We start from the raw sequence: 24,123 nt of genomic DNA, 5'->3' as shown, positions 1-24,123 counted from the left end.
TTTAACTCTCTTCACTTTTCCACCTCGCTCAGACGTGTACACTGCGCGCGATCTGCCCTGTGCGGCTATGCGCAGCAGGACGCAGAAACCCTCATAAAAAATGCCATGAAGTACCGATTTAAGGAGCAGTCACATGCGCGTTAACGGCCTGACATCGCAAGACCTCGAAACGCTCGGAATTAGCGGCACCACAGAGGTGGTGTACAACCCTGATTACGCCACGTTATTTCAGGAAGAAACCCGCCCGGAGCTGGAAGGTTACGCGCGCGGCACCCTGACGCAGAGCGGTGCCATTGCCGTGGATACCGGCATCTTCACCGGACGTTCGCCGAAAGATAAATACATCGTGCGGGATGACACCACGCGTGACACGCTGTGGTGGAACGATGTTGGCAACGGCAAGAACGACAACCAGCCGCTGTCACAGGAAACCTGGCAGGCGCTCAAAGATCGCTGCACGCAACAGCTTTCCGGCAAGCGTCTGTTTGTGATTGACGCCTTCTGCGGCGCCAACCCGGACACCCGCCTCAGCGTGCGTTTCGTGATGGAAGTGGCGTGGCAGGCGCATTTCGTCAAAAACATGTTTATCCGTCCGACTGAAGCCGAACTGGCTGAGTTTACGCCGGATTTCGTGGTGATGAACGCGGCGCAGTGCACCAATCCGGACTGGCAGGCGCAGGGGCTGCATTCCGAGAATTTTGTTGCCTTTAACCTGACTGAACGCATGCAGCTGATCGGCGGTACCTGGTACGGCGGCGAGATGAAAAAAGGCCTGTTCGCCATCATGAACTATCTGCTGCCGCTGAAGGGTATCGCCTCGATGCACTGCTCGGCCAACGTCGGCAAAGCGGGCGACGTGGCGGTGTTCTTTGGTCTGTCCGGTACCGGTAAAACCACGCTCTCTACCGACCCGGATCGTCAGCTGATCGGCGATGATGAGCACGGCTGGGACGACGACGGCGTCTTTAACTTCGAAGGCGGCTGCTACGCCAAAACCATCAATCTGTCAGAGCAGGCCGAGCCGGAGATTTACCGCGCGATTCGCCGTGATGCGCTGCTGGAGAACGTGGTGGTGCGCGCCGACGGCACGGTCGATTACGCCGACGCCAGCAAGACGGAAAACACCCGCGTGTCTTACCCGATCGAGCACATCGAAAACATCGTGCAGCCGGTATCGAAAGCCGGCCACGCGAAGAAGGTCATCTTCCTGACCGCCGATGCCTTTGGCGTACTGCCACCGGTTTCGCGTCTGACGCCGGAGCAAACCCAGTACCACTTCCTGTCCGGCTTTACCGCCAAGCTGGCCGGCACCGAGCGCGGTGTGACGCAGCCCACCCCAACCTTCTCCGCCTGTTTTGGCGCGGCGTTCCTGACGCTGCATCCAACGCAGTACTCGGATGTGCTGGTGAAACGTATGCAGGCGTCCGGCGCGCAGGCCTATCTGGTGAATACCGGCTGGAACGGCAGCGGCAAGCGCATTTCGCTGAAAGACACGCGCGCTATCATCAACGCGATTCTGGCCGGTGAGCTGGATGAAGCGGAGACCGTGACGCTGCCGGTGTTTAATCTGCAGGTGCCCACCACGCTGGCACAGGTGGACGATGCCATTCTCGATCCGCGCCGCAGCTGGTCTGACGCCGCCGCCTGGCAGCAGGCTGCCGAAGCGCTGGCGCAGCGCTTTATCACCAATTTCGAGAAGTACACCGACAACGATGCCGGCAAAGCGCTGGTGCAGGCCGGCCCTCAGCTGTGAAGTAGCCCAGCCGCCACAACGGCGGCTTAGCGATGGCACATTTCGTCGCGGCGCGATTTATCGCGCATGCCTGCAGCGGCAATATCGCTGATGGATGCGTAATAGATTGCGCCGCGACGGTTGGTGCGGAAATTTAACTAACGTTACTGCTAACTGCCGTCGTGGCGCTGTTTTCCGGAATCGGTAACCACGCACGGATACGTAATCCGCCGCGTTCACTGTCGCCAATCTCCAGCGATCCGTCATGCGCATCGATAATACGCTGCACAATCGCCAGACCCAGACCGGTGCCGCTGGTGCTGCGCGCGCTATCGCCACGCACAAACGGCTGGAACAGATGCTGTAACTGATCCGGCTTAATGCCCGGACCATCATCCTCCACCTGGAACCACGCGCGATTCAATTCCTGACCGCTGCTGACTTTGATCCAGCCGTTACCGTAACGCGCCGCGTTAACCACCAGATTCGCTACCGCGCGTTTAATCGACAGCGGGTTAATATCCAGCATCAGCTCCGCGTCCATCACCGCATTCTCAATCTCGCGCTCGTAGCCGCTCTCCGCCGCCACCACTTCGCCCAGCACGCTATTCAGATCGGCGCGCTCGGTTTGCATCTCCTGCCCGGTGCGCAGGTAATCGATGAACTGCTCGATGATGGCGTTACACTCTTCGATGTCTTTGTTGATCGACTCGGCCAGGTAGCCATCTTCCTCGCCCATCATCTCGGTGGCGAGACGGATGCGCGTCAGCGGCGTGCGTAAATCATGGCTGACGCCGGCCATCAGCAGCGTACGGTCATCGGCCAGCTGCTTCACGCCCGCCGCCATCTGGTTGAAGGCACGCGTCACCGAACGCACTTCCGAAGCACCGTATTCGCGCAGCGGTGGCGGAATAATGCCTTTCCCCACCTGCAACGCAGCGTGTTCGAGATCGACCAGGGGTCGGTTTTGTATACGGATAAACAGCCAGGCGCCGCCAATCGCCAGCAGCATAATCGCCAGGGTATAGCGGAACAGCGGTGAGAAGTCGCCCTGATGGATTTCGGTCAGCGGTACGCGCACCCAGATATCCGGCGACAGCCAGGTTTTCAGCCAGACCACCGGCGAGTTTTTGTTAACCTCAACCCGCACGTCGGTCGGCCCGCCCAGCTGCTGCGCCATCTGTTCACTGAGGAATTCATAATGCTGCGCCCAGCGCAGCCCGCTCTCTTCCGCCGCCGCGTTGGTGTACAACGAGATGCCCAGCTCACGATAAATTTCGCGCCGGAAGGCCGGCGGCACTTCCAGCTGCGTACCATCCTCCAGCTGCAGCCGATCGGTCATCAGCATACGCACTTCGTAGGCGAGGACTTTGTTGAACTGCTGCAGACTGGGAAGAATGGCGAAATTGAGCACCACCAGGTAGGTCGTTACCAGGCTGACGAACAGCAAGGTAACGATCAACAACAGGGTGCGGGCAAACGAACTGCGGGGTGAGAAGCGCAATCGCCTCATGCTTTACTGCCGTCCGGAACGAAAACGTAGCCAAGGCCCCAGACGGTCTGGATGTAGCGCGGATGCGCCGGATCTTCTTCGACCATGCGGCGCAGACGAGAGATCTGCACGTCGATAGAACGCTCCATCGCACTGTACTCACGCCCGCGCGCCAGGTTCATCAGCTTATCGCGCGATAGCGGCTCACGCGGATGGCTCACCAGCGCTTTCAGCACGGCGAACTCTCCGCTGGTCAGCGGCATCGGCTCATCTTCACGGAACATTTCACGCGTGCCGAGGTTCAGTTTGAACTTACCGAAGGCGATGACCGCTTCTTCCTGCGACGGCGCGCCCGGCAGCTCATTGGCCTGACGACGCAGCACGGCACGAATTCGCGCCAGCAGCTCACGCGGGTTGAACGGTTTTGGAATGTAGTCATCGGCGCCGATTTCCAGCCCCACGATACGATCGACCTCTTCACCTTTCGCGGTGACCATAATGATCGGCATCGGGTTACTCTGGCTACGCAGACGACGGCAAATTGACAGGCCATCTTCGCCCGGCAGCATTAAATCCAGCACCATTAAATGGAATGATTCGCGGGTCAGCAGACGATCCATCTGCTCGGCGTTGGCGACGCTGCGCACCTGAAAGCCCTGTTCGGTGAGATAGCGTTCGAGCAGTGCGCGCAGACGCATATCATCATCGACGACCAGAATTTTGTAGTTCTCTTGCATGTTCAACTCCCAAAGGCGCCATTGCCTGAGCCGATATTGTGTAAAAAAGATGCCTGTCTGTGACAGTCATTAATGGTTTATATTCTAGCCGAAATTGTTACAAAGCATATTAAACAGCAGCTTATCTTTAATTTTAACCGCGAACTGCGGCTCCGCTCGCGCTTTTCTGACTGATTTTGACGCCGTTTAGCGCTTGTCTGAAAATCAGCGCCGTTTTCTGCCGGTGAGTGGTCCAGCCGGGCCGTCCCGCTTTCGCCGTCAGGCGGGGCGCGCCATTTGGCTTAAGTTTCACCTGCAGGATAAGCCAGCGGCCGCGCTCAGTAGCATAAAATATCGCGTTTTCGCCGCTGACTGCGTATCCGCGCTCGGAACAGTGCCAGTGCGCGAGCAAAATAAGGCCAGCGTTAAATAAAGTGATTTAAATCAGTCAGTAAACTCCCCTTTCCTCTGCGCAAATGATCTCCGACACTGCATCGGTACCTGCTTACTGAGTTCATGTGGAGAAGAAAGATGAAAAAAACCGTTGTTCTGCTGAGCGCTCTGGTACTCACCAGCCTCACACAGGTTCAGGCCGCTACGCCAGCGGGCGAAGCCGCCGGCGCACAGGCGTCGACCACGGCCAAAGGTAATTCCGATGCTATCGGCATCGGTGCGGTGGGAGCCCTGCTCGGCGTCGCGCTGGCCACCATGGGCGGCGGCGATCACGGCGGTAGCAGCACCTCAACGACCACGGCGACCACGCCGGGCAAATAACGCTTATCTGGCGCGGCAAGGCTGCGGCGCTTCCCCCTCTTATACTGCCAGCCCTTTCGCCAGCGGAGAATAAGTTGCGCCCCGGCTTGTTTCACCAGGCCATTACTCTCCGCCTCTTTTTTCCTCACTTTCCGTCACGTACTCAATGCGGTTCACAAACCACACCTTCTGTCCTTCCGGCGTGTTTACCGTCACCTCGTCATCCACCTCTTTTTTGATCAGCGCGCGCGCCATCGGCGAGTCGATGGAGATGTACTCTTTCACCGTATCGCCATAGATCTCGTCCGGTCCGACGATGCGAAAACGCTTCACGTCGCCCTGCTCATTCTCTACTTCCACCCAGGCACCGAAGAACACTTTGCCCTCCTGCTGCGGCGCATAATCAACGATTTTCAGCTCGGCGAGGCATTTACGCAGATAGCGCACGCGCCGATCGATCTGGCGCAGCAGGCGCTTGTTATAGGTGTAATCGGCGTTTTCAGAGCGATCGCCCAGGCTGGCGGCCCAGGAGACAATGCGGGTGATTTCCGGCCGCTTCTCATTCCACAGATGGTCGTGCTCAGCACGCAGCTTGTTATAGCCTTCGCGGGTAATCAGTTGGGTTTTCATCGCTTCACTCGTGGTTACAGCCCTGTTCACTGCACAGAGGCTATCACAAAGCCTTACCTGCCCGGACAGGCACCCAGCGTCTTTTTCATCAGGCGCACATAATCGGCGACCAGGCCGGGCGTCCAGGTCATGATTTCTGCCCGTTCGCGCAGCACGCAGGCGCCCCAGAATGCCGGCTGCAACAGCAGCGCAAACACCTGCTGCAGCCGCTGGCCGTAATAGCCTTCAAACGCCACGTCCAGCGCATCCACCACGGTGGTCGAACAGTTTTTTGCCGTCAGATTATACAGGCTGTCACCACGGTTGGCCTGCCAGTAGCTGGCGAGCGCCTGCCCGTTGTAGTGCTGAAAACTGAAGGTTAAATCCGGGCTGCGCCAGTCGGCAATCTCTGCCGCCAGCGAGGGGAGAAAACGGCCGGGGCGATCGTTAATCTGTCCGGCCAGCAGCAGACGCGGTAGCTCGTGCGGTTGCGGATCGATCTCCTGCTGCGGATAAAGGCTGATGTAGCCGCGCTCACCAAAGCTCAGTGCCGCATGGCCGGTACAAAAGTGCCCTTCACCGTTAATCACGCCGATGTAACGGTCAATCACATAGCGCTTCGGCTGTTGACTGGCTTCAGACTGCGCCTGCCAGACGTGGACACAGAGAGGAAATGCCGCAGCGTCCGGCGGAAAGCGGGCCTGCTGCCACGGCCGGAGCCGCGCGATATGACGATGGCCGCGACAAAACCACGGCAGCAGCGTAACGGACTGACCCGCCGGCAGGCGCTGCCACTGGCGCCAGACGCGCCATACCGTCAGGCTGAACGACAGCAGCAACAGTACCAGCCAGCTGCCCAGCAACACGCAGGTATGCAGGTTGTCATTGAAAAACAGCACCACGCTCAGCACCATCTCGCCGCAGCCCAGCATAAAATGTCGCACCCAGCGCTGACGCTGAATCAGCGCCGCGCTCAGGCAGCGAAACAGGCCGTTAAACAACAGGCAGATTTCCATCACCGTCAGCAGCAGTTTCTTCAGTTGCCTCTCGTCACCGTGCCACAGCGCGCCGGCCAGCAGCGTGCCAACAAAAATCAGGGAAAACAGCAGATTGAGCCAGCGCTGCAGCGACACCTCGCCGCTCAGCAGGTTAAACAGCAGCGACAGCGACAGTAAGAGCGCCAGCACCTGTAGCGACAGATTGATATGCCCATCGACCAGCACGTCCGCCACAATCATGCCGGCCAGCAGCACACCGCACAGCGCCAGGCCATAAATCAGCAGACGATAACGCACCAGCAGCTCGCGTCCGGCCAGCAGCAGCAGTAATTTGATCATTGCTTCACCCTCCTTCCGTGGTTTGCCGCGGATTATAGGGCAGAGACGGGGCGAGCCTGGCTGCAACCGGCACGCCATTGCGCTGGGGTTTAACACATAGGTGGCTAAGTTTCTCTGAGTTGCGCGCTGCATTCAGAAAAAGACGGATTCACCGGTCAGCGGCTGGCAATTTGCGGCCTCAGTCCGTATAACTGTCCCCTATTTCTAACCCTGTGTAAGCAAGACCGTTACTGATGATGAAAGATTCGCTGAGCCAGATTATCGCAGGTGAGCTGAAGGCACGCGCCGACCAGGTTGACGCCGCCATTCGCTTGCTGGACGAAGGGAACACCGTGCCGTTTATCGCACGTTACCGTAAGGAAGTGACCGGCGGGCTGGATGATACCCAGCTGCGTACGCTGGAGAGCCGTCTCGGCTATCTGCGTGAGCTGGAGGAACGCCGCCAGTCGATTCTGAAATCCATTGATGACCAGGGCAAACTGACGCCGGAATTAGCCACTGCCATCAACGGCACGCTGAACAAAACCGAGCTGGAAGATCTCTATCTGCCTTATAAGCAGAAGCGCCGCATGCGCGGGCAGATCGCTATCGAAGCCGGGCTGGAACCGCTGGCAGAGACGCTGTGGAACGACGCGTCTCAGGATCCCGAGCAGCTGGCAGCGCGTTATGTCGACGCGGACAAAGGCGTTGCCGATGTGCGTGCCGCGCTGGATGGCGCACGCTATATCCTGATGGAGCGCTTCGCCGAAGACGCCACGCTGCTGGCGAAAGTGCGTGATTACCTGTGGAAGAACGCCCATCTGGTTGCACGCGTGGTGGAAGGCAAAGAGGAAGAAGGCGCTAAATTCCGCGACTACTTCGATCATCACGAAGCGCTGAGCAGCGTGCCGTCGCACCGCGCGCTGGCCATGTTCCGTGGCCGTAACGAAGGCATTTTACAGCTGTCGCTCAACGCCGATCCGCAGTTTGATGAAGCGCCGCGCGAAAGCTACGGTGAAACGCTGATCGCCGACCACCTTGGCCTGCGCCTGAACAACGCACCGGCCGACAGCTGGCGCAAAGCCGTGGTCAGCTGGACCTGGCGCATCAAGGTCCTGCTGCACCTCGAAACCGAACTGATGGGCACCATCCGCGAACGGGCAGAAGACGAAGCGATCAACGTGTTTGCCCGTAATCTGCACGATCTGCTGATGGCGGCACCCGCCGGCATGCGCGCCACCATGGGCCTCGATCCTGGCCTGCGCACCGGGGTCAAAGTGGCGGTGGTCGATGCCACCGGCAAGCTGGTCGCGACCGATACCATCTATCCGCATACCGGCCAGGCGGCCAAAGCCGCGACCTCGGTGGCGGCGCTGTGCGCCAGGCATCAGGTTGAACTGGTGGCGATCGGCAACGGCACCGCTTCACGTGAAACCGAGCGTTTCTTCCTCGACGTACAGAAGCAGTTCCCGCAAATCAAAGCGCAAAAAGTGATTGTCAGTGAGGCCGGAGCATCGGTCTATTCCGCTTCCGAACTGGCGGCGCAGGAGTTCCCCGATCTCGACGTTTCGCTGCGCGGTGCGGTGTCTATCGCCCGTCGTCTGCAGGATCCGCTGGCAGAGCTGGTCAAAATTGACCCGAAATCGATTGGCGTTGGCCAGTATCAGCATGATGTCAGCCAGAGCCAGCTGGCGAAAAAACTCGATGCGGTGGTAGAAGACTGCGTGAACGCCGTGGGCGTTGACCTGAATACCGCCTCGGTGGCGCTGCTGACGCGCGTCGCCGGCCTGACGCGCATGATGGCGCAGAATATTGTCAGCTGGCGTGACGAAAACGGCCGTTTCCAGAACCGTCAGCAGCTGCTCAAGGTGAGCCGCCTCGGCCCGAAAGCCTTTGAACAGTGCGCCGGCTTCCTGCGCATTAACCACGGTGATAACCCGCTGGATGCGTCAACGGTGCATCCGGAAGCCTATCCGCTGGTGGAGCGCATTCTCGCCGCCACGGAACAGGCGCTGAATGAGCTGATGGGCAATCCGGGCAGCCTGCGCGACCTGAATGCGCGCGACTTCACCGATGAGCGTTTCGGGCTGCCGACCGTCTCCGACATCATCAAAGAGCTGGAGAAACCGGGCCGCGATCCGCGTCCGGAGTTCAAAACCGCGCAGTTTGCTGAAGGCGTGGAGACGCTCAACGACCTGCTGCCGGGCATGGTGCTGGAAGGCGCGGTGACTAACGTGACCAACTTCGGCGCGTTCGTCGATATCGGCGTGCACCAGGATGGTCTGGTGCATATCTCTTCGCTGTCTGACAAATTCGTTGACGATCCGCATCAGGTGGTGAAAGCCGGCGATATCGTCAAAGTGAAGGTGATGGAAGTCGATCTGCAGCGTAAGCGTATCGCGCTGACCATGCGTCTGGATGAGCAGCCGGGTGAAAGCAACGCGCGCAGCGGCGGCAACCGTGGCGCGGGCAAAGAGGCCGCGCGGCCGGCAGCCGGTGCCAAAGGCCGCGGCAAACCTGCCAGCAGCAGCGTCGGTAACAGTGCGATGGGCGATGCGCTGGCGGCCGCCTTTGGGAAGAAACGCTAAGCGGCGCGCGAGTACAGGAGGTTGATAAATTGTCCTGGCGGACTACGCTGAAAAAACCGTGTGAAAAAATGACCTTCCGCGTAACCCGGCGATCCGATGGACATTATCAACTTCCTGCTCGATGAGATTTATGAAGGTAGCTTCCCCGTCGCGGCGCGCGAGCGCCTGCTTTCGCACATCCGCGCGGCGCGCGACACGGTAAAGCTGCCGCGTAAAGCGCACTGGGATGAAAAAGACGTGGTGCTGATCAGTTACGCCGACCAGTTCCGCGAACCCGAGCAGCCCACGCTCGCCAGCTTTACGCGCTTTTATCAGCAGCATCTGCAGTCCACCTTCAGCCTGGTGCATCTGCTGCCATTTTTCCCCTACTCGTCCGACGATGGCTTCTCGGTTATCGATTACCACAAAGTGAACCCGATTTGCGGTGACTGGCAGCACATCACGGCGCTGCACAGCGAAACCCGGCTGATGTTCGATTTCGTCTGTAACCACATGTCGGCGCACAGCGCGTGGTTTCGCCACTTTCTGGCGCAGGATGCCGGCTGGGACGACTTCTTTATCAGCATGCCGCCCGCCACCGATCTCAGTGCCGTGACGCGCCCGCGCACCTCACCGCTGCTGACGCCGTTTACCCTCGCTAACGGCGACACGCGCTTTATCTGGACCACCTTCAGCGCCGACCAAATCGATCTCAACTTCGCTAATCCGCAGGTGCTGATCCGCATGGTGGGCGTGCTGCTGGATTATCTCAACAAAGGCGCGGATTACGTGCGGCTGGACGCGGTGGGCTACATGTGGAAAACGCCGGGCACACGCTGTATCCATCTGACCAAAACCCATCAGCTGGTGAAGCTGTTTCGCGCCATCGCCAACGAAGTCGCGCCTGGTACGGTGATCGTGACCGAAACCAACGTGCCGCATCAGGATAACATCAGCTATTTCGGCAACGGCCACGACGAAGCGCAGATGGTTTACCAGTTTTCGCTGCCACCGCTGGTGCTGCACGCCATTCACTCCGGCTCGGCGCGCGCGCTGCGCCAGTGGGCCAGCACGCTTGAGCCCGGTGATGGCGGCACCACCTTCTTCAATTTTCTCGCCTCGCACGACGGCATTGGCCTCAATCCGGCACGCGGAATTTTGTCAGAAGTCGAGATTGTGGCGCTGGTGCGTGAACTGGCGCTGGAGGGCGCGCTGGTGTCCTATAAAAACAACCCGGACGGCAGCACCAGCCCGTATGAAATCAACGTAACGTATCTGGATGCGCTCAATCACCAGACCGACGATGACGAGACGCGCCTGCGTCGCTTCCTGCTGGCGCACGCGATTCTGCTGGCCTTTCCCGGCGTGCCCGCCATCTATATTCAAAGTATTCTCGGCTCGCGCAATGACAACGAGGGCGTGCGCGCTGCCGGGCACAACCGCGCCATCAACCGTGAGAAGTACAGCCTGCGCGATATCGAACAGCAAATCAGCGGCGGCAACCCGCTGCGTCAGCAGGTGTTTGAGCGGCTTAGCGCGCTGATTCAGCTGCGCACCCGGCAGCCGGCGTTCCATCCGGACAATCCGATGACGCTGCTGGAGAGCGACAACGCGGTGCTGCTGCTGCGCCGTCACGCCGCGGACAGCGACGAAGGGTTACTGTGCGTGTTCAATCTCAGCAGCCGCGAGATCAGCACTACGCTGCCGCAGGCGCGCCCTTTTCAGGATGTGATCAGCGGGCAGCGCGTGGATGGCAGCCAGCCGCTGGTGCTGGCCGCCTGGCAGTTTATGTGGCTGCGTGGATGAACTGCTGCACCTGCTGGCAGAACGCCTCCGGGTGCGAAATAAACGGCGCGTGCGCGGCCTTCGCGATGACAACCGACTGCGAATGCGGCCAGCGTGCATCCAGCTGCGGCGCAATGCGGCGCGGCACCAGGCCATCCAGCGCGCCATAGATACGCAGGAACGGCAGCGTCAGCCCATCCAGTGCGCTGCGCAAATCATCGTGGCGCAGAATGTTCAATCCCCCTTCCAGTACCGCCACTGACGGCATCGGCTGCGACAGCACTACCTCTTTCAGCTGGCGCGCATCCTGACGCGCATTTTCCGTCCCCATGGTTTGCAGCGCGAGAAAACGCTCCACCGTGCGCTGGAAATCGCTGCTCAATTGCTGCTGGAACGTCGCCAGCGTCTCAGGCTGAATGCCGGGCCATTCATCCCGGGCGGTAAAGCACGGCGACGAGGCCACGCTAATTAATGCCGCCACGCGATCGGGCTGGCTCAGCGCCAGCTGGCTGGCCACTAAGCCGCCCAGCGACCAGCCAAGCAGCACAGCGCGCGCTGGCAACTGCGGTAGTAGCTGCTGCGCCATCTGCGCCAGGCTCAGCGGCCCAAATCCCTGGCTGCGGCCAAATCCCGGCAGGTCCACCAGGTGCAGACGAAAATGCGGGCTGAGTCGCGGAACAATGTGTTGCCACACTTCGGCGTTTAGTCCCCAGCCGTGCAGCAGCACAAGATCGCGATCGCCTGTGCCTGTGGTGTGCCAGTAAAGCGAACTCATCGGTTACACTCCCGAAAAGTGAAAAGGAGGTCGCTATGCTAGCAATCCCTGCCCTGTGTTGGCTATGCCGTCTGCCGCTGCGTATCGCCCGGCACGGCCTGTGCAGCGTATGTCTGCGCCAGCTACCGGCGCTGCCGGCGCTCTGTCCCTGCTGCGGACTGCCGGCCAGCGGCGATCAAGCGTGCGGACGCTGCCTGCGCCGGCCGCCGCCGTGGCACGCTCTCACTTGCGTGAGTGATTATGTGCCGCCGCTGAGCGAATGGGTGCAGCGGCTCAAATTCTCGCGCGCAACCGCACTCAGGGTGATGCTGGCACGGCTGCTTTTGTTAAAATTATTAACAAAGCGCCGCCAGCAGCCGTTGCCGCGTATCGATCTGGTGCTGAGCGTGCCGCTGCATCGCCGCCGCGCCTGGCAGCGCGGGTATAATCAGGCCGCGCTGCTGGCTAAACCGCTGGCGCGCTGGCTCGGTTGTGAATACCGCGAAGGTCTGCGCCGGGTGCGACACGGTGCGGTGCAGCATGTGCTCAGCGCCCGCGCCCGGAAAAGCAATCTGCGTGGCGCGTTTCGCCTTGAAATGGCGGTGCGCGGACGCCACATCCTGCTTATCGATGATGTGGTGACCACCGGCAGCACGGTGGGGGAAATCAGCCGCTTATTACTGGCGCAGGGCGCGGCCAGCGTACACATAGGATGCCTGTGCCGTACCTTGTAGAGCGTCGGCGTTGGGCGTATTATAACCAGGTATTTTAGTCAACTATTGAGCAATCGCCATGATCCGTATTACTGATACTGCGCAAGAGCACTTCGCAAAACTGCTGTCAAAACAGGAAGATGGCACCCAGATTCGCGTATTCGTTATTAACCCGGGTACGCCAACCGCCGAGTGCGGCGTCTCCTACTGCCCGCCGGACGCGGTCGAAGCCACCGATACCGAACTGAAGTTCGACAAGCTGTCTGCGTATGTCGATGAGCTGAGCGCGCCGTACCTCGAAGATGCGGAAATCGACTTCGTGACCGATAACCTCGGCTCACAGCTGACGCTGAAAGCGCCGAACGCCAAGATGCGTAAAGTGTCGGACGATGCACCGATGGTTGAGCGCGTGGAGTATCTGCTGCAGGCGCAGATCAACCCGCAGCTGGCCAGCCACGGCGGTCGCGTCTCGCTGATGGAGATCACCGACGAAGGCTATGCCATTCTGCAGTTCGGCGGCGGCTGTAACGGTTGCTCGATGATTGACGTGACGCTGAAAGACGGCATCGAGAAAGAGCTGCTGGCCGCCTTCCCGGAACTGAAAGGCGTGCGCGATCTCACCGAGCATCAGCGCGGCGAGCACTCCTACTACTGATAGAAGATGCGGCAGCCACCCCGGCTGCCGCGTGTTTTACGGCTTCTTACGCCCTTCATTGACGATCGCCAGCAGCTGCTGCACTTTCCGGTAACTAAACAACTTCTCCAATGGTACGCGCAGTTTGCGCCGCCAGTTGGGGTATTCGGCTACCGTGCCCGGCACGTTGACCGGCGTCTCCATTCCCAGCCAGTCCTCCGGCTGCAGCCCCAGCAGGGCGCTGTCGGTAAATGCCAGAAAGCGGTGCACGCTCTGATTCAGCGCGGGCGTCAGCCGCTGACCCGCACTGTTTTTGCTGCGTGCGTCAATCGCCTGCGCCTCGCTCATCGCCTTCAGCAGCGCTTTTCTCTGCCCATCGCGTTCGGCGATGGCCGCTTTCAGCATGCTGCGTCTGGCGAACAGTCCCAGCTGATTGCGCAATTGCAGATCGGCGGCATGCCAGAATCCACTCAGCGTCGGTAAATCATGGGTACTGGCACTGGCAATCGACTGGCGCGGATAAGCTGCCGGTGGCCGGAACTGCCCCTCCTCCCCGCACTCGAACATCAGCACCTTCCACGAAAAAATGCCGCGGTCGCGCAGCAGGCTGACGATCTCCTGCGGCACGGTGCCGAGATCTTCACCGATCACCATGCAGCGCTGACGCTGACTTTCCAGCGCGAGGATCGCCAGCAGGTCGTGCACCGGATAGGCGACATACGCGCCTTTATCGGCACTTTCGCCATAGGGAATCCACCACAAACGCAGTAGCGCCATAACGTGATCGATGCGCAGCGCCCCGCAATCGCGCATATTGGCGCGCAGCAGATCGATAAACGGCTGATAGCCCCGCGCGCGCAGTACATGTGGATCGAGCGGCGGCAGCGCCCAGTTCTGCCCGAGCGGGCCAAGCGGATCCGGCGGTGCGCCCACCGACGCGCCCAGCTTATACAGCTGCGGATCCTGCCAGGTTTCCGCGCTGTGCTGTGCCACGCCAACCGCCAAATCGCGATATAACCCGACCGCCATCCCCAGCTGCTGGCTACGCTGCCAGCAGGCGGCGAACTGCTGCTGCGCCAGCCACTGCAGCCAGCTCCAGAACAGAATGTCGTCCTCATGCTGCGCGCACCATTGCTGCACCTCCGGCTGCTGCGCCTGCTGCCAGCCTGACGGCCACTTTTCCCAGCCCCACTCATCGGGATGCTGCTGGCTGCGCGCCGCTACGATGGCGTCAAACGCCGCCTGATAGCGCAGCGCATCGCCGCCTTCAGCCAGAAACTGCTGAAACGCCGGCTGCCGGGTCAGCTGCGGCTGTGCGTGCTGCCAGGCAAAACGCAGCGCAGTCAGCTTGAGCGTCGTCACCGCGCGATAATCGACAAACGCTGCGCTGCGCGCCTGTTTTAGCGCTTTGCGCGTTGGCGCGCTGTGCCACCAGCGCTGGGCGGCGTCACTTTGGGTGAATTCGTCGATTTGATTGATGTCGATGTACAGCACGTTGAGCCAGCGGCGCGAGCTCGGGCTGTACGGGCTGACGTGATCCGGCTGCGCCGGATAGAGCGCATGCAGCGGGTTGAGACCGATGAAATCTCCGCCGTGAGCGGCGACCTGCTCCAGCATCTGCATCAGATCGCCAAAGTCGCCGATGCCCCAGTTACGCGCCGAGCGCAGCGTATAGAGCTGCACCAGCGCGCCCCAGCGCTTCTCCCCCTGCGCCAGCGCTGGCGGCAGATAACAGCGCGCCGGTGCGATGATAATGCGCGTCTGCCACTGCTGGCGTGAAGTGCTCAGCGTGAGCTGATGGTAGCCCTCGGGCAGTTCTGCCGGCAGCGCCAGGCTTTCTCCCGCGCTCAGCGTGCCGTCATAGTGCTGCCCCTGCTCGCTCACCAGCTGCCAGCGGTAGTCGTCGCTGCCCTGCGGCGTCAGTTCAGGCAGTCCGGGCGGCGTTAACACCAGCACCGGCGGCAGCGGTGGCGCGCTGCCCGTCGGGGCGTCCATCAGCGCCATCAGCGCGCGTTTGGTGTCGTCGCTGATGGTCTGTGACTCACCTTTATTGTTGATAAAACTCAGTGCGATACCGGCATCCCGTGCAGCCTGATCCAGTTTCTTCATGGCCATGTTGTCTCCTTCGTTGCCGTGCGCACATTACGCATGCAGCGTCATTTTCCGGCGGCTCAGCGCGCCGCCTGCCAGATACGCTGTTGATAATCGCGAATCGAACGATCGGCACTGAAGCGGCCGGTATGCGCCGTGTTGAGAATCGCCGCTTTGGTCCACGCTTCCGGATCGCGCCACAGCGCTTCGACGCGCTGCTGCGCCGCGATATAAGCGGCGAAATCGGCCAGCACCAGCCACGGATCGCCCTGTTTGCTCAGGCTCTCCAGCAGCGGCGCAAATACCTGCCGGTCGCCGTCGCTGAATTTGCCCTTTTCCAGCTCCTTCAGCAAACCGTCGAGATAGCGATCGTGCTTACGCAGTTTCTTCGGACTGTAACCGTCGGCCTTCAGTGCTTTTACCTCATCCACCGTGTTGCCAAAGATAAAGATATTTTTCTCACCGACCGCCTCGGCAATCTCCACGTTAGCCCCGTCCAGCGTGCCAATGGTCAGCGCGCCGTTGAGCGCCAGCTTCATGTTGCCGGTACCGGAGGCTTCGTAACCGGCCGTGGAGATCTGCTCCGAGAGATCGGCTGCCGGAATCATCAGCTCGGCGGCGGTAATCCGGTAATCCGGCACAAACACCACCTTCAGGCGATCGCCCACCAGCGGGTCGTTGTTGATCACCTCCGCGACTTTATTGATGGCACAGATGATGTTTTTTGCCAGCAAATAGCCGGGCGCCGCCTTAGCGCCAAACAAAAATACGCGCGGCACGAAGTCGGGATTGTCCGGGTTATCGCGCAGCTGGCGATAGCAGTGCAGGATGTGCAGCAGACTGAGATGCTGGCGTTTGTATTCATGCAGGCGCTTGATCTGCACATCAAACAGCGCGTCAGGATTGATATCGATGCCGGTCACGCGTTTGATGTACACCGTCAGCCGCAGTTTGTTTTGCTGCTTGATGGTGCGGAACTGCTGGCGAAAGCTTTTCTTCTTCGCCAGCGGCGCCAGCCATTCCAGCGCGTCGAGATCGTTGGCCCACTCCACCTGCAGGCTGTCGTCAATCAGCGCGGACAGCAGGGGGTTGCACTGCTTCAGCCAGCGGCGCGGCGTAATGCCGTTGGTGACGTTATGAAACTTGTGTGGCCACAGCTGGTGATATTCCGGGAACAGATCGTTAACCACCAGCTGCGAGTGCAGCGCTGCCACACCGTTGACGGCGAAACAGCTCACCACGCACAGATTGGCCATGCGCACTTCGCCGTCGCTCACCACCGCCAGCTTGTGCCAGAGGGCACTGTCGTTCGGCCAGCGCTGTTTGACCTGCTGCTTCAGCTGGCGATTGATCTGTTTGATGATTTGCAGATGGCGCGGCAGCAGTTCGCGCAGCAGGCTCGCCGGCCAGCGCTCCAGCGCCTCCGGCATCAGCGTATGGTTGGTATAGGCAAAGGTGCGGCTGGTAATGTGCCAGGCGTCGTCCCAGCTCAGGCCATGCTCATCCAGCAGCAGACGCAGCAGCTCCGGAATAGCGATGGTGGGATGGGTATCGTTGAGCTGAATCACTTCGAAATCCGGCAGCGTATGCAGCGCACGGCCCGCCAGCCGGTGACGACGCAGTATGTCGCTCACCGCGCAGGCGCACTGGAAATACTGCTGCATCAGCCGCAGACGTTTACCTGGCGCATGGTTGTCATTGGGATAGAGCACTTTGGTCAGCTTGTCGGCTTCAATGCCCGGCTGTTCCGCCTGCAGGAACTTCCCGGCGTTAAACAGCGTCAGGTCAAACGGCTGCGCGCTGGTGGCTTGCCACAGGCGCAGCGGCAGCGTGATGCCGTTGCGATAGCCGATTACCGGCAGATCCCAGGCCTGGCCGATCAGCTGCTGTGCCGGACGCCACTCGACGCTGCCGTCGTCGCGCTTTTTGACCTTACCGCCCAGCCCCACCGTCACATCCAGCGCAGCGTTGTGGCGGAACCACGGATAGCGATCGCGCTGCCAGTCATCCGGCGCTTCGTGCTGCTGTCCGGCCACAAACGACTGACGAAACAGGCCGTACTGATAGTTGAGGCCGTGCCCCATCGCCGGCTGGCCGACCGTCGCCATCGCATCCATGTAGCAGGCCGCGAGCCGTCCCAGACCGCCGTTGCCCAGCGCCGGATCGACCTCCTCCTCCAGTAGTTCATTCAGCTCTACCTGGTGCTCTGCCAGCGCGGCGGCCACCTCGTTATACCAGCCAAGATTGAGCAGGTTATTGCCGGTCAGCCGGCCGGGCAGAAACTCCATTGAGAGATAATTAACGTGGCGCTGAGCGCTTTTCGGCGGCACGGGCGGCTGTGCGGCAAGCAGTTCCATCAGCGCCCGGCTGAGCGCCTGCCACCACTGATGCGGCGTCATCTGCCGGGCGGAAGTCAGTCCGAGCTGCTGCCACTGGCGGGTCAGCGCGGCGTCAAAGCGGGTTTTATTGAATTTTAGCGGCGACATAGTGCATCCCTTTGCATCCGAAACGGTAAACACGGGCAAGCGCAAATCTGAAAGAGTAAGTTAAGCCGGGGACGCTGAAAAAAGCGACAGGGAAATGAAGATGCAGTGAAAAAAGGCGTGCCGCTGCGGCCTGGTCGCCATCAATGGCGACCCTACAATACGGCACAATGCACTAAGGGTGCGGTTTGGTAAGCATGGCCTGCTGCATCACAGGGTGCGCATTGATGCGCACCTGGGAAATCAGCACAGCTCCAGATGCACTTCGTGCTGTTCAATCACCTTCAGTACGCTTAATGGTGGGGTTTGATCGGTATACAGATAATCAATCAGGCTCATGTTGCCAAGGTTAACCATGGCGTTACGGCCAAACTTCGAGTGATCCACCACCAGCATCACGCAGCGCGAGTTCTCGATAATAGCGCGTTTGGTGCGCACTTCGTGATAGTCGAACTCCAGCAGCGAACCGTCCATATCAATACCGCTGATGCCGAGAATGCCGTAATCGAGCCGGAACTGAGAGATAAAATCGAGCGTGGCTTCCCCCATAATCCCGCCGTCGCGCGTGCGCACTTCACCGCCGGCGATGATCACGCGGAAATCCGGCTTGCCCATCAGCAAAATCGCCACGTTGAGGTTGTTGGTGACAATACGCAGATTGTTGTGGTTGAGCAGCGCATGCGCCACCGCTTCCGGCGTGGTGCCGATATCAATAAACAGCGTGGCGCCGTCCGGGATCTGGCTCGCCACGCGCTCGGCGATGCGTGCCTTTTCCGCCGACCACATCATTTTGCGATCCTGCCACGCGGTGTTTTCCGAGCTGGAAGGCAGCGCTGCGCCGCCGTGATGACGCTGAATTTTGTTTTGATCGGCCAGATCGTTCAGATCGCGCCGGATAGTCTGCGGGCTGACCTCAAAATGATCCACCAGCTCTTCCGTACTGACATACCCCTGACGCCGGACCAGATCGATAATGGCGTCATGACGTTGCGTCTGCTTCACATCTCTCTCCTCGGCTCAAGGCCGTGTTCTTTTTATCCTGCTACTAGCGACGTGCGCGTTTGCGCGTATCAACGAACGCCATCGCCAGCCCCACCAGCAAACCGGTGACGTGCGCAGCGTTCGCGATCGACAGGCCAAAGGCGCCGTACCAGCCAATCACCAGCCATACAATAGCGAAGCCAATCAGGCCGCGCTCGAGATAAATGCCACTTTCGGGATCGCGCTCGCCGCGCAGCCAGCAGTAGCCCATCAGCGCATAAACCACGCCGGACAGCCCGCCAAACAGCACACCGCTGAATTTCGCCTGCATCCAGCCGCTCAGCAGTGCTGAAATCAGCATGATAACGAACAGCTTGCCGCTGCCGAGGCGCTTCTCTACCGCACCACCGAGATACCACCACCACATCAGGTTGAACAGAATGTGCAGCAGCGAGAAGTGCAGCAGCGCGTGGCTGAACCAGCGCCACACCTGAAAATACTGGGAGGAATCCGCTGGCCAGGCCAGCCAGCTGAGTACCACATCGTCGCCGACAATCTGCATCAGAATAAACACCGCCACGCAGGCGATCATGATGGTCAGCGTGAGCGGGCCCGCGCGTTCGCGAATGTTTGCCCAGATATTGCCACGCTCATAACGCAGACCGCTGTCGGTGGTACCGCTGTGCCAGCTCGCCGCCTGATAGCGTGGATGGTTGGGATCGCGCACGAACTGCGCGAGTTCGTTTTCGACCATCTCCAGCTTGCTGTCGTCATCCAGCACAATGACATAGTGGCTTTCGCGCTCAATACGCAGCGTGACGCCGCGCGTCGCCATGTAATCGACAAACGCCTGCGCCATACGCGGCTGGTTAAACTGGGTGATGCGCATCATGCGGTGCTCTCCTTCCTTTAATCGGTCAATCAGAGGCTGCCGATGGCGACCTGCGTCGGAAACGCCGCGCGCCAGGCATCAAAACCGCCGTCGATGCTGTAGACGTCGCTAAAGCCCTGGCTTAACAGGAACTGCGCCGCGCCTTTACTGCTGTTGCCGTGATAGCACATCACCAGCACCGGCTGGTCGTGCCGGGCGCCGGCAATGAACGTCGCCAGGTTGTCATTGGTCAGATGTTGGGCACCGGTGGCGTGGCCCATGGCGAAGCTTTGCGGATCGCGGATGTCTACCAGTTGCGCTCCCTGTGCCAGATGCTCGTTAGCCTGCAGGACGTTAATACACTCGAAGGTTTCCATGGGTCTCTCATTACCTCGTCATCAATTGGCGTTAGTTTACCCTGATAAGCCGCCGCCATAACCTGACAAATCCTGTGGGTATGTGATTTTTTTCCTGCCGAAATGTTAGCTATATCACGCAAGAATGTTTTTATTGAGTTAAGCGCTGGCGTCAATGTTGGTTTCCGATTATTATTACGCTCGAAAACGAACATTTTAGAACTATTCCGAACATCGGAGGAGATGACGTGGAAACCAAAGACCTGATCGTGATCGGCGGCGGCATCAACGGTGCCGGCATTGCAGTGGATGCTGCAGGACGCGGCCTGTCAGTGCTGATGCTGGAGGCGCGGGATTTGGCCTGTGCAACCTCCTCTGCCAGTTCCAAGCTGATTCACGGTGGCCTGCGCTATCTGGAACATTACGAATTCCGTCTGGTGGGCGAAGCGCTGGCCGAACGTGAAGTGCTGCTGAAAATGGCGCCACACATCGCCTTCCCGATGCGTTTCCGTCTGCCACACCGCCCGCATCTGCGTCCGGCGTGGATGATCCGCATGGGCCTGTTTATGTACGATCGCCTCGGTAAGCGCACTACGCTGCCAGGCAGTAAAGGTCTGCGTTTTGGCGCGGAATCGGCCCTGAAGCCTGAAATTACGCGCGGTTTCGAATATTCCGACTGCTGGGTAGACGATGCGCGCATGGTGGTGCTTAACGCGCAGGAAGTGGTGAAACAGGGCGGCGAAGTGCGCACCCGCACCCGCGTAACCCGCGCCTGGCGTGAAGCTGGCCTGTGGATGGTGGAAGCGGAAGACGTCGATACCGGCAAAACCTACACCTGGCGCGCCAAAGGGCTGGTTAACGCCGCCGGTCCCTGGGTGAAACAGTTCTTTGACGATGGCCTGAAGCTGAAATCGCCGTACGGTATTCGCCTTATCAAAGGCAGCCATATCGTAGTGCCGCGCGTGCACACCGAGAAGCAGGCTTACATTCTGCAGAACGAAGATAACCGCATCGTGTTTGTAATTCCGTGGATGGATGAGTTTTCAATCATCGGTACCACCGACGTCGAATACAAAGGCGATCCGAAAAATGTCAAAATCGATGACAATGAAATCAGCTACCTGCTGAAGGTGTATAACGCGCACTTTAAAAAGCAACTGACCAGCGACGATATCGTCTGGACCTACTCCGGCGTGCGTCCGCTGTGCGATGATGAATCCGATTCACCGCAGGCGATCACCCGTGATTACACGCTGGACGTGCACGATGACAACGGTCAGGCACCGCTGCTGTCTGTGTTCGGCGGCAAGCTGACCACCTATCGCAAGCTGGCGGAGCATGCGCTGGAGAAACTGGCGAAATACTACCCCGATGCCGGTCCGGCGTGGACCAAAAACGCCGTGCTGCCAGGCGGTGATTTCTCCGGTACGCGTGAAGATTACGCTGCCAGCCTGCGCCGTCGCTATCCGTTCATCAGCGAAGGCATGGCGCGTCACTTCGCCCGCACCTACGGCAGCCGTACTGAAGTGCTGCTGGAAGGCGCGAAGAGCCGTGAAGATCTGGGTGAAAACTTTGGCCACGAATTCTATGAAGCCGAACTGCGTTACCTGGTGAAGCACGAGTGGGTGCGCGAGCTGGACGACGCCATCTGGCGCCGTACCAAGCAGGGTATGTGGCTGAGCGAAGCCGAACAGGCGCGCATCCGCGACTGGCTGGCAGAAAACGGCCAGAAACCGGCGCTGTCGCTGGCTTCGTAATTGCCTTCAGCATTATCCTCAACCCCGCCACCGCGCGGGGTTTTTGTTTTTTCTCTTTTTGTGTCGGCGAGAGGTTATTCACACAAGGCACTGCACCAGATCAATTCTCACCGCTCCACTTACTGACTAAATAATCCGCGACCGGATTAACGGACTCGTCAGTGACAGGGAGTATCACGCATGGCTTTAGCCACTTTTCCGCTCAATATCTTCACCACACAGCGCATGTTTAATGACTATGGCGCTGACGATATGCGCTACGGCGATATCTGTGAACGCCGGATGAAAAACGAATTCGGCCTCACCCACATTTCCAATGTGGTCGACCCATGGAGCATGACGCGGCTGCATCCCTTCCATAATCCCCAGTCGCGCTTTGCTGGTGCTTATGCGAAACCTGGCGAAAAGCTTTCACCGCTGGAGTGCGCCAGGCTGCTGTTTGCTGAGATGCAAACCACGTCATTACCTTTCGCGCTTGTTGGCCCGCAACGTTTCCTGATAAATAAGATGCTGGAGCATTTTATGCGCTCCAGCGGCCTGCCGTTTCGGGATTTGTCGCTGGATATGCCATATCGGGACAAAATTATGAACGACAGAAGCATAAACAGTACACACAAAGCCATAATTGATACGCTCAATGTTAATATTGATTATGGTATCAAAGGCCTGCCATTGAAAAATATAGGTGATATTAATTCTGCCATTAATAACTCGATCCTGCCAAAGTTCGATTCATTAATTATGGATAAAATAAATGGTTTAGGCATTACTGTTCATGATGTTTATGCTACCAAAATTGACATATTGAGTCTTGACGTTAATGGTGCGCGCTGGAGGGCAAAAATGCGCTTCAGCGGACAGGATCATTTCGGTCTGGATACGCATGATATTCACAAGCATAAATTCAGACAATTTCAGTTTTTTAAGATATGGTTCACCTTACAACGTTATGATAAATTTGGCTTTCGTCCTTTTCTGACGAACATGGATGCTGTGATAGATATTGAAGGCGGCCGTTAATGAACAGGAAGACATGGGCAGGATTAATTCTGCTTGTTGCATTAGCCAGTGGCATATACTGCTACCTGAACTTCAGGGAAGTTAACGTTATTGACGTTCACCAGGATTACTATTCTGCATCAATTATCGTCGATCACCTGCCTTACTCTGACGATAAAAAAATAAGGTGGTGGTTGATTCACCAGCCGCAAATAACGTCAAAATACAATATTAAAGCCTTTAATGATAATGGCCCCATTACCTATTATTTTTATGCACTAGGTGAGGGATATCAGTCATTGGAAAAAAAGGACCGCATTTGCTTTAAGCAAATGCAACCCCCTGCTAATTGTCTGGATAAAAATTTACTGATGAAAATTCAGCGGAAGCAGGATGGTGGCGTGATATTCTCACTGGATTCAGGAGATTACACAGTGAATAAAGACAATGAAATGAGTCGATTGCAGAAGAGCAATTGATACATAGCGCGATAAATCGCGCCGCTACAGTGTGTGCGGTCGATAATGACGAAAGTCACTGTCGAATTTACCGTAGCGGCGCAATTCATTGCGCTAATTAACACGCAAATTTACAGCCCGGCATTGTCACGAATATATTTACGGGCTTTCACTGCATATTCGAATGGGTTAGCGAGGGCCGGATCCTGCTCCGCTTCGACCACCATCCAGCCTTTATAGCCGTAATCATCGAGGATTTTGAATACCGGTTTGAAATCGATCACGCCATCGCCTGGTACGGTGAAGGTGCCTTTTTTCACTCCGTCGAGGAACGACAGCGAGTTTGCGCGCACCTCTGCCACCACGCTGTCACGCACATCCTTCAGATGCACGTGGAAAATACGCGGCAGATGCTGGGTCAGCACATCCAGCATCACCTGCTGTGATCCTTCGGAGTAGTAAATGTGGCCGGTGTCGTACAGCAGACCGACGTTATCGTTGGTCATTGCCATAAAACGGTCGATCTCGGCTGGCGTCTGAATGCCGGTACCCATGTGATGATGCAGCGTCACGCGCATCCCTTTCTGCGCTGCGATCGCCGCCAGTTCGTTGTAACCTTCTGCCGTCAGGCGCCACTCTTCGTCAGTGAAAACCGGCTTCTGCTCCAGCACCGGCAGCGATGTGCCCTGAATGCTTTTGCTCTGTTCCGAGCAGCCAATCACGCGCGCGCCCATGGCGTGCAGGAAGTTCATGTGGTTGATGAACTGATCGATGGTTTTCGCTTTGTCACCGTTGGCAAAAAAGGTACTAAACCAGGCGTTACAAATCTGCATACCGCGGATATCCAGCATCGGCTTCAGCACTGCCGGATCGCGCGGATACTTGCTGCCCACTTCGCTGCCGGTGAAACCCGCCAGTGCCATCTCGCTGACCGTTTGCTGGAAAGTATTTTCGCTGCCGAGTTCCGGCATGTCGTCGTTGGTCCAGCCAATCGGCGCAATCGCCAGTTTGACGTTCTCTTGGTTCATTTTCAGCTCCCTGATACAGAGAGGCAGC

The 24,123-nt window shown here is 58.6% G+C and carries 20 protein-coding genes; 9 read left to right on the top strand and 11 right to left on the bottom strand.

The window, feature by feature from the left end; all coding sequences use genetic code 11:
- Positions 1 to 133 precede the first annotated feature (133 nt).
- Positions 134 to 1,753, top strand: a complete 1,620-nt coding sequence (gene pckA, locus AC6I8F_RS01340) for a phosphoenolpyruvate carboxykinase (ATP) (protein ID WP_215787033.1) — start codon at positions 134 to 136, stop codon at positions 1,751 to 1,753.
- Between the two features lie 133 nt (positions 1,754 to 1,886).
- On the opposite strand, the gene envZ is transcribed toward pckA, so the two are convergent.
- Both envZ and ompR read right to left on the bottom strand, forming a co-directional pair.
- The gene (envZ, locus tag AC6I8F_RS01335) at positions 1,887 to 3,245 is read right to left on the bottom strand and encodes a two-component system sensor histidine kinase EnvZ (RefSeq protein ID WP_031279686.1); all 1,359 of its coding nucleotides are present in this window, start codon (positions 3,243 to 3,245) and stop codon (positions 1,887 to 1,889) included.
- A complete protein-coding gene (gene ompR / locus AC6I8F_RS01330; RefSeq protein ID WP_001157751.1) occupies positions 3,242 to 3,961 on the bottom strand; it encodes an osmolarity response regulator transcription factor OmpR in 720 nt (239 codons plus the stop codon). Before ompR ends, envZ begins: the two co-directional genes overlap by 4 nt.
- A 510-nt stretch (positions 3,962 to 4,471) precedes the next feature.
- Here ompR and yjbE point away from each other — a divergent pair.
- Complete coding sequence (yjbE, locus tag AC6I8F_RS01325) at positions 4,472 to 4,714, top strand: exopolysaccharide production protein YjbE (protein WP_021507409.1); 243 nt, start codon at positions 4,472 to 4,474, stop codon at positions 4,712 to 4,714.
- Positions 4,715 to 4,816: 102 nt separating this feature from the next.
- Here yjbE and greB read toward each other — a convergent pair whose 3' ends face one another.
- Together greB and AC6I8F_RS01315 are read right to left on the bottom strand one after the other, a co-directional pair.
- Positions 4,817 to 5,323, bottom strand: a complete 507-nt coding sequence (gene greB / locus AC6I8F_RS01320; RefSeq protein WP_021507408.1) for a transcription elongation factor GreB — start codon at positions 5,321 to 5,323, stop codon at positions 4,817 to 4,819.
- A 53-nt stretch (positions 5,324 to 5,376) separates the two neighbouring features.
- Positions 5,377 to 6,639: a hypothetical protein gene (locus tag AC6I8F_RS01315; RefSeq protein ID WP_215800575.1), complete on the bottom strand. Its 1,263-nt coding sequence runs from the start codon at positions 6,637 to 6,639 to the stop codon at positions 5,377 to 5,379.
- A gap of 236 nt (positions 6,640 to 6,875) precedes the next feature.
- On the opposite strand from AC6I8F_RS01315, the gene AC6I8F_RS01310 reads away from it, so the two are divergent.
- Both AC6I8F_RS01310 and AC6I8F_RS01305 read left to right on the top strand, forming a co-directional pair.
- The gene (locus AC6I8F_RS01310) at positions 6,876 to 9,206 is read left to right on the top strand and encodes a Tex family protein (protein ID WP_498028775.1); all 2,331 of its coding nucleotides are present in this window, start codon (positions 6,876 to 6,878) and stop codon (positions 9,204 to 9,206) included.
- 96 nt (positions 9,207 to 9,302) lie between these two features.
- Positions 9,303 to 10,991 (top strand): alpha-amylase family glycosyl hydrolase, encoded by a 1,689-nt coding sequence (locus tag AC6I8F_RS01305; RefSeq protein ID WP_059011199.1) that lies wholly within the window; start codon positions 9,303 to 9,305, stop codon positions 10,989 to 10,991.
- Here the strand turns inward: AC6I8F_RS01305 and bioH are convergent.
- Positions 10,972 to 11,745: a pimeloyl-ACP methyl ester esterase BioH gene (gene bioH, locus AC6I8F_RS01300; protein WP_021507404.1), complete on the bottom strand. Its 774-nt coding sequence runs from the start codon at positions 11,743 to 11,745 to the stop codon at positions 10,972 to 10,974. The two genes, AC6I8F_RS01305 and bioH, sit on opposite strands and share 20 nt — an antisense overlap.
- A 35-nt stretch (positions 11,746 to 11,780) precedes the next feature.
- On the opposite strand from bioH, the gene gntX reads away from it, so the two are divergent.
- Positions 11,781 to 12,458 (top strand): DNA utilization protein GntX, encoded by a 678-nt coding sequence (gene gntX, locus AC6I8F_RS01295; RefSeq protein WP_021507403.1) that lies wholly within the window; start codon positions 11,781 to 11,783, stop codon positions 12,456 to 12,458.
- Positions 12,459 to 12,516: 58 nt separating this feature from the next.
- The gene (gene nfuA / locus AC6I8F_RS01290) at positions 12,517 to 13,092 is read left to right on the top strand and encodes a Fe-S biogenesis protein NfuA (protein WP_021507402.1); all 576 of its coding nucleotides are present in this window, start codon (positions 12,517 to 12,519) and stop codon (positions 13,090 to 13,092) included.
- A gap of 36 nt (positions 13,093 to 13,128) precedes the next feature.
- On the opposite strand, the gene malQ is transcribed toward nfuA, so the two are convergent.
- From malQ to glpE, 5 genes are all read right to left on the bottom strand, one after another.
- Complete coding sequence (malQ, locus tag AC6I8F_RS01285) at positions 13,129 to 15,186, bottom strand: 4-alpha-glucanotransferase (protein ID WP_498028410.1); 2,058 nt, start codon at positions 15,184 to 15,186, stop codon at positions 13,129 to 13,131.
- A gap of 56 nt (positions 15,187 to 15,242) precedes the next feature.
- On the bottom strand, positions 15,243 to 17,648 hold the full coding sequence (malP, locus tag AC6I8F_RS01280) for a maltodextrin phosphorylase (protein ID WP_498028409.1): 2,406 nt from the start codon (positions 17,646 to 17,648) through the stop codon (positions 15,243 to 15,245).
- A gap of 240 nt (positions 17,649 to 17,888) precedes the next feature.
- Positions 17,889 to 18,647 (bottom strand): DeoR/GlpR family transcriptional regulator, encoded by a 759-nt coding sequence (locus AC6I8F_RS01275; RefSeq protein ID WP_058759319.1) that lies wholly within the window; start codon positions 18,645 to 18,647, stop codon positions 17,889 to 17,891.
- A 43-nt stretch (positions 18,648 to 18,690) separates the two neighbouring features.
- Positions 18,691 to 19,515, bottom strand: coding sequence for a rhomboid family intramembrane serine protease GlpG (gene glpG, locus AC6I8F_RS01270; RefSeq protein ID WP_481658051.1), 825 nt, complete (start codon positions 19,513 to 19,515; stop codon positions 18,691 to 18,693).
- A 32-nt stretch (positions 19,516 to 19,547) separates the two neighbouring features.
- Positions 19,548 to 19,874, bottom strand: a complete 327-nt coding sequence (glpE, locus tag AC6I8F_RS01265) for a thiosulfate sulfurtransferase GlpE (RefSeq protein ID WP_058759320.1) — start codon at positions 19,872 to 19,874, stop codon at positions 19,548 to 19,550.
- Positions 19,875 to 20,101: 227 nt separating this feature from the next.
- Here glpE and glpD point away from each other — a divergent pair, with 227 nt between their 5' ends.
- From glpD to AC6I8F_RS01250, 3 genes are all read left to right on the top strand, one after another.
- The gene (gene glpD / locus AC6I8F_RS01260; protein ID WP_058759321.1) at positions 20,102 to 21,610 is read left to right on the top strand and encodes a glycerol-3-phosphate dehydrogenase; all 1,509 of its coding nucleotides are present in this window, start codon (positions 20,102 to 20,104) and stop codon (positions 21,608 to 21,610) included.
- Between the two features lie 180 nt (positions 21,611 to 21,790).
- On the top strand, positions 21,791 to 22,630 hold the full coding sequence (locus AC6I8F_RS01255) for a DUF3289 family protein (RefSeq protein ID WP_498028408.1): 840 nt from the start codon (positions 21,791 to 21,793) through the stop codon (positions 22,628 to 22,630).
- Positions 22,630 to 23,088 (top strand): DUF943 family protein, encoded by a 459-nt coding sequence (locus tag AC6I8F_RS01250; RefSeq protein WP_058770956.1) that lies wholly within the window; start codon positions 22,630 to 22,632, stop codon positions 23,086 to 23,088. The genes AC6I8F_RS01255 and AC6I8F_RS01250 overlap by 1 nt, the downstream gene beginning before the upstream one ends.
- Before the next feature lie 110 nt (positions 23,089 to 23,198).
- Here the strand turns inward: AC6I8F_RS01250 and iolE are convergent, their stop codons facing one another.
- Positions 23,199 to 24,095: a myo-inosose-2 dehydratase gene (gene iolE, locus AC6I8F_RS01245; RefSeq protein ID WP_127834680.1), complete on the bottom strand. Its 897-nt coding sequence runs from the start codon at positions 24,093 to 24,095 to the stop codon at positions 23,199 to 23,201.
- Positions 24,096 to 24,123 lie beyond the last annotated feature (28 nt).

Source organism: gamma proteobacterium symbiont of Axiagastus rosmarus (assembly GCF_059730925.1).
Note: the sequence above shows the minus strand (reverse complement) of the source record. Positions and strands in the feature narration are given on the sequence as shown.

Excerpts from the sequence above, each read along its gene's own strand:
- glpE (WP_058759320.1), bottom strand. The coding sequence starts at position 19,874 with ATGGAAACCTTCGAGTGTATTAACGTCCTGCAGGCTAACGAGCATCTG.
- AC6I8F_RS01250 (WP_058770956.1), top strand. The coding sequence starts at position 22,630 with ATGAACAGGAAGACATGGGCAGGATTAATTCTGCTTGTTGCATTAGCC.
- nfuA (WP_021507402.1), top strand. The coding sequence starts at position 12,517 with ATGATCCGTATTACTGATACTGCGCAAGAGCACTTCGCAAAACTGCTG.
- glpG (WP_481658051.1), bottom strand. The coding sequence starts at position 19,515 with ATGCGCATCACCCAGTTTAACCAGCCGCGTATGGCGCAGGCGTTTGTC.
- ompR (WP_001157751.1), bottom strand. The coding sequence starts at position 3,961 with ATGCAAGAGAACTACAAAATTCTGGTCGTCGATGATGATATGCGTCTG.
- AC6I8F_RS01255 (WP_498028408.1), top strand. The coding sequence starts at position 21,791 with ATGGCTTTAGCCACTTTTCCGCTCAATATCTTCACCACACAGCGCATG.
- iolE (WP_127834680.1), bottom strand. The coding sequence starts at position 24,095 with ATGAACCAAGAGAACGTCAAACTGGCGATTGCGCCGATTGGCTGGACC.
- AC6I8F_RS01310 (WP_498028775.1), top strand. The coding sequence starts at position 6,876 with ATGAAAGATTCGCTGAGCCAGATTATCGCAGGTGAGCTGAAGGCACGC.
- bioH (WP_021507404.1), bottom strand. The coding sequence starts at position 11,745 with ATGAGTTCGCTTTACTGGCACACCACAGGCACAGGCGATCGCGATCTT.
- gntX (WP_021507403.1), top strand. The coding sequence starts at position 11,781 with ATGCTAGCAATCCCTGCCCTGTGTTGGCTATGCCGTCTGCCGCTGCGT.
- greB (WP_021507408.1), bottom strand. The coding sequence starts at position 5,323 with ATGAAAACCCAACTGATTACCCGCGAAGGCTATAACAAGCTGCGTGCT.
- pckA (WP_215787033.1), top strand. The coding sequence starts at position 134 with ATGCGCGTTAACGGCCTGACATCGCAAGACCTCGAAACGCTCGGAATT.
- AC6I8F_RS01305 (WP_059011199.1), top strand. The coding sequence starts at position 9,303 with ATGGACATTATCAACTTCCTGCTCGATGAGATTTATGAAGGTAGCTTC.
- envZ (WP_031279686.1), bottom strand. The coding sequence starts at position 3,245 with ATGAGGCGATTGCGCTTCTCACCCCGCAGTTCGTTTGCCCGCACCCTG.
- AC6I8F_RS01315 (WP_215800575.1), bottom strand. The coding sequence starts at position 6,639 with ATGATCAAATTACTGCTGCTGCTGGCCGGACGCGAGCTGCTGGTGCGT.
- malP (WP_498028409.1), bottom strand. The coding sequence starts at position 17,648 with ATGTCGCCGCTAAAATTCAATAAAACCCGCTTTGACGCCGCGCTGACC.
- malQ (WP_498028410.1), bottom strand. The coding sequence starts at position 15,186 with ATGGCCATGAAGAAACTGGATCAGGCTGCACGGGATGCCGGTATCGCA.
- yjbE (WP_021507409.1), top strand. The coding sequence starts at position 4,472 with ATGAAAAAAACCGTTGTTCTGCTGAGCGCTCTGGTACTCACCAGCCTC.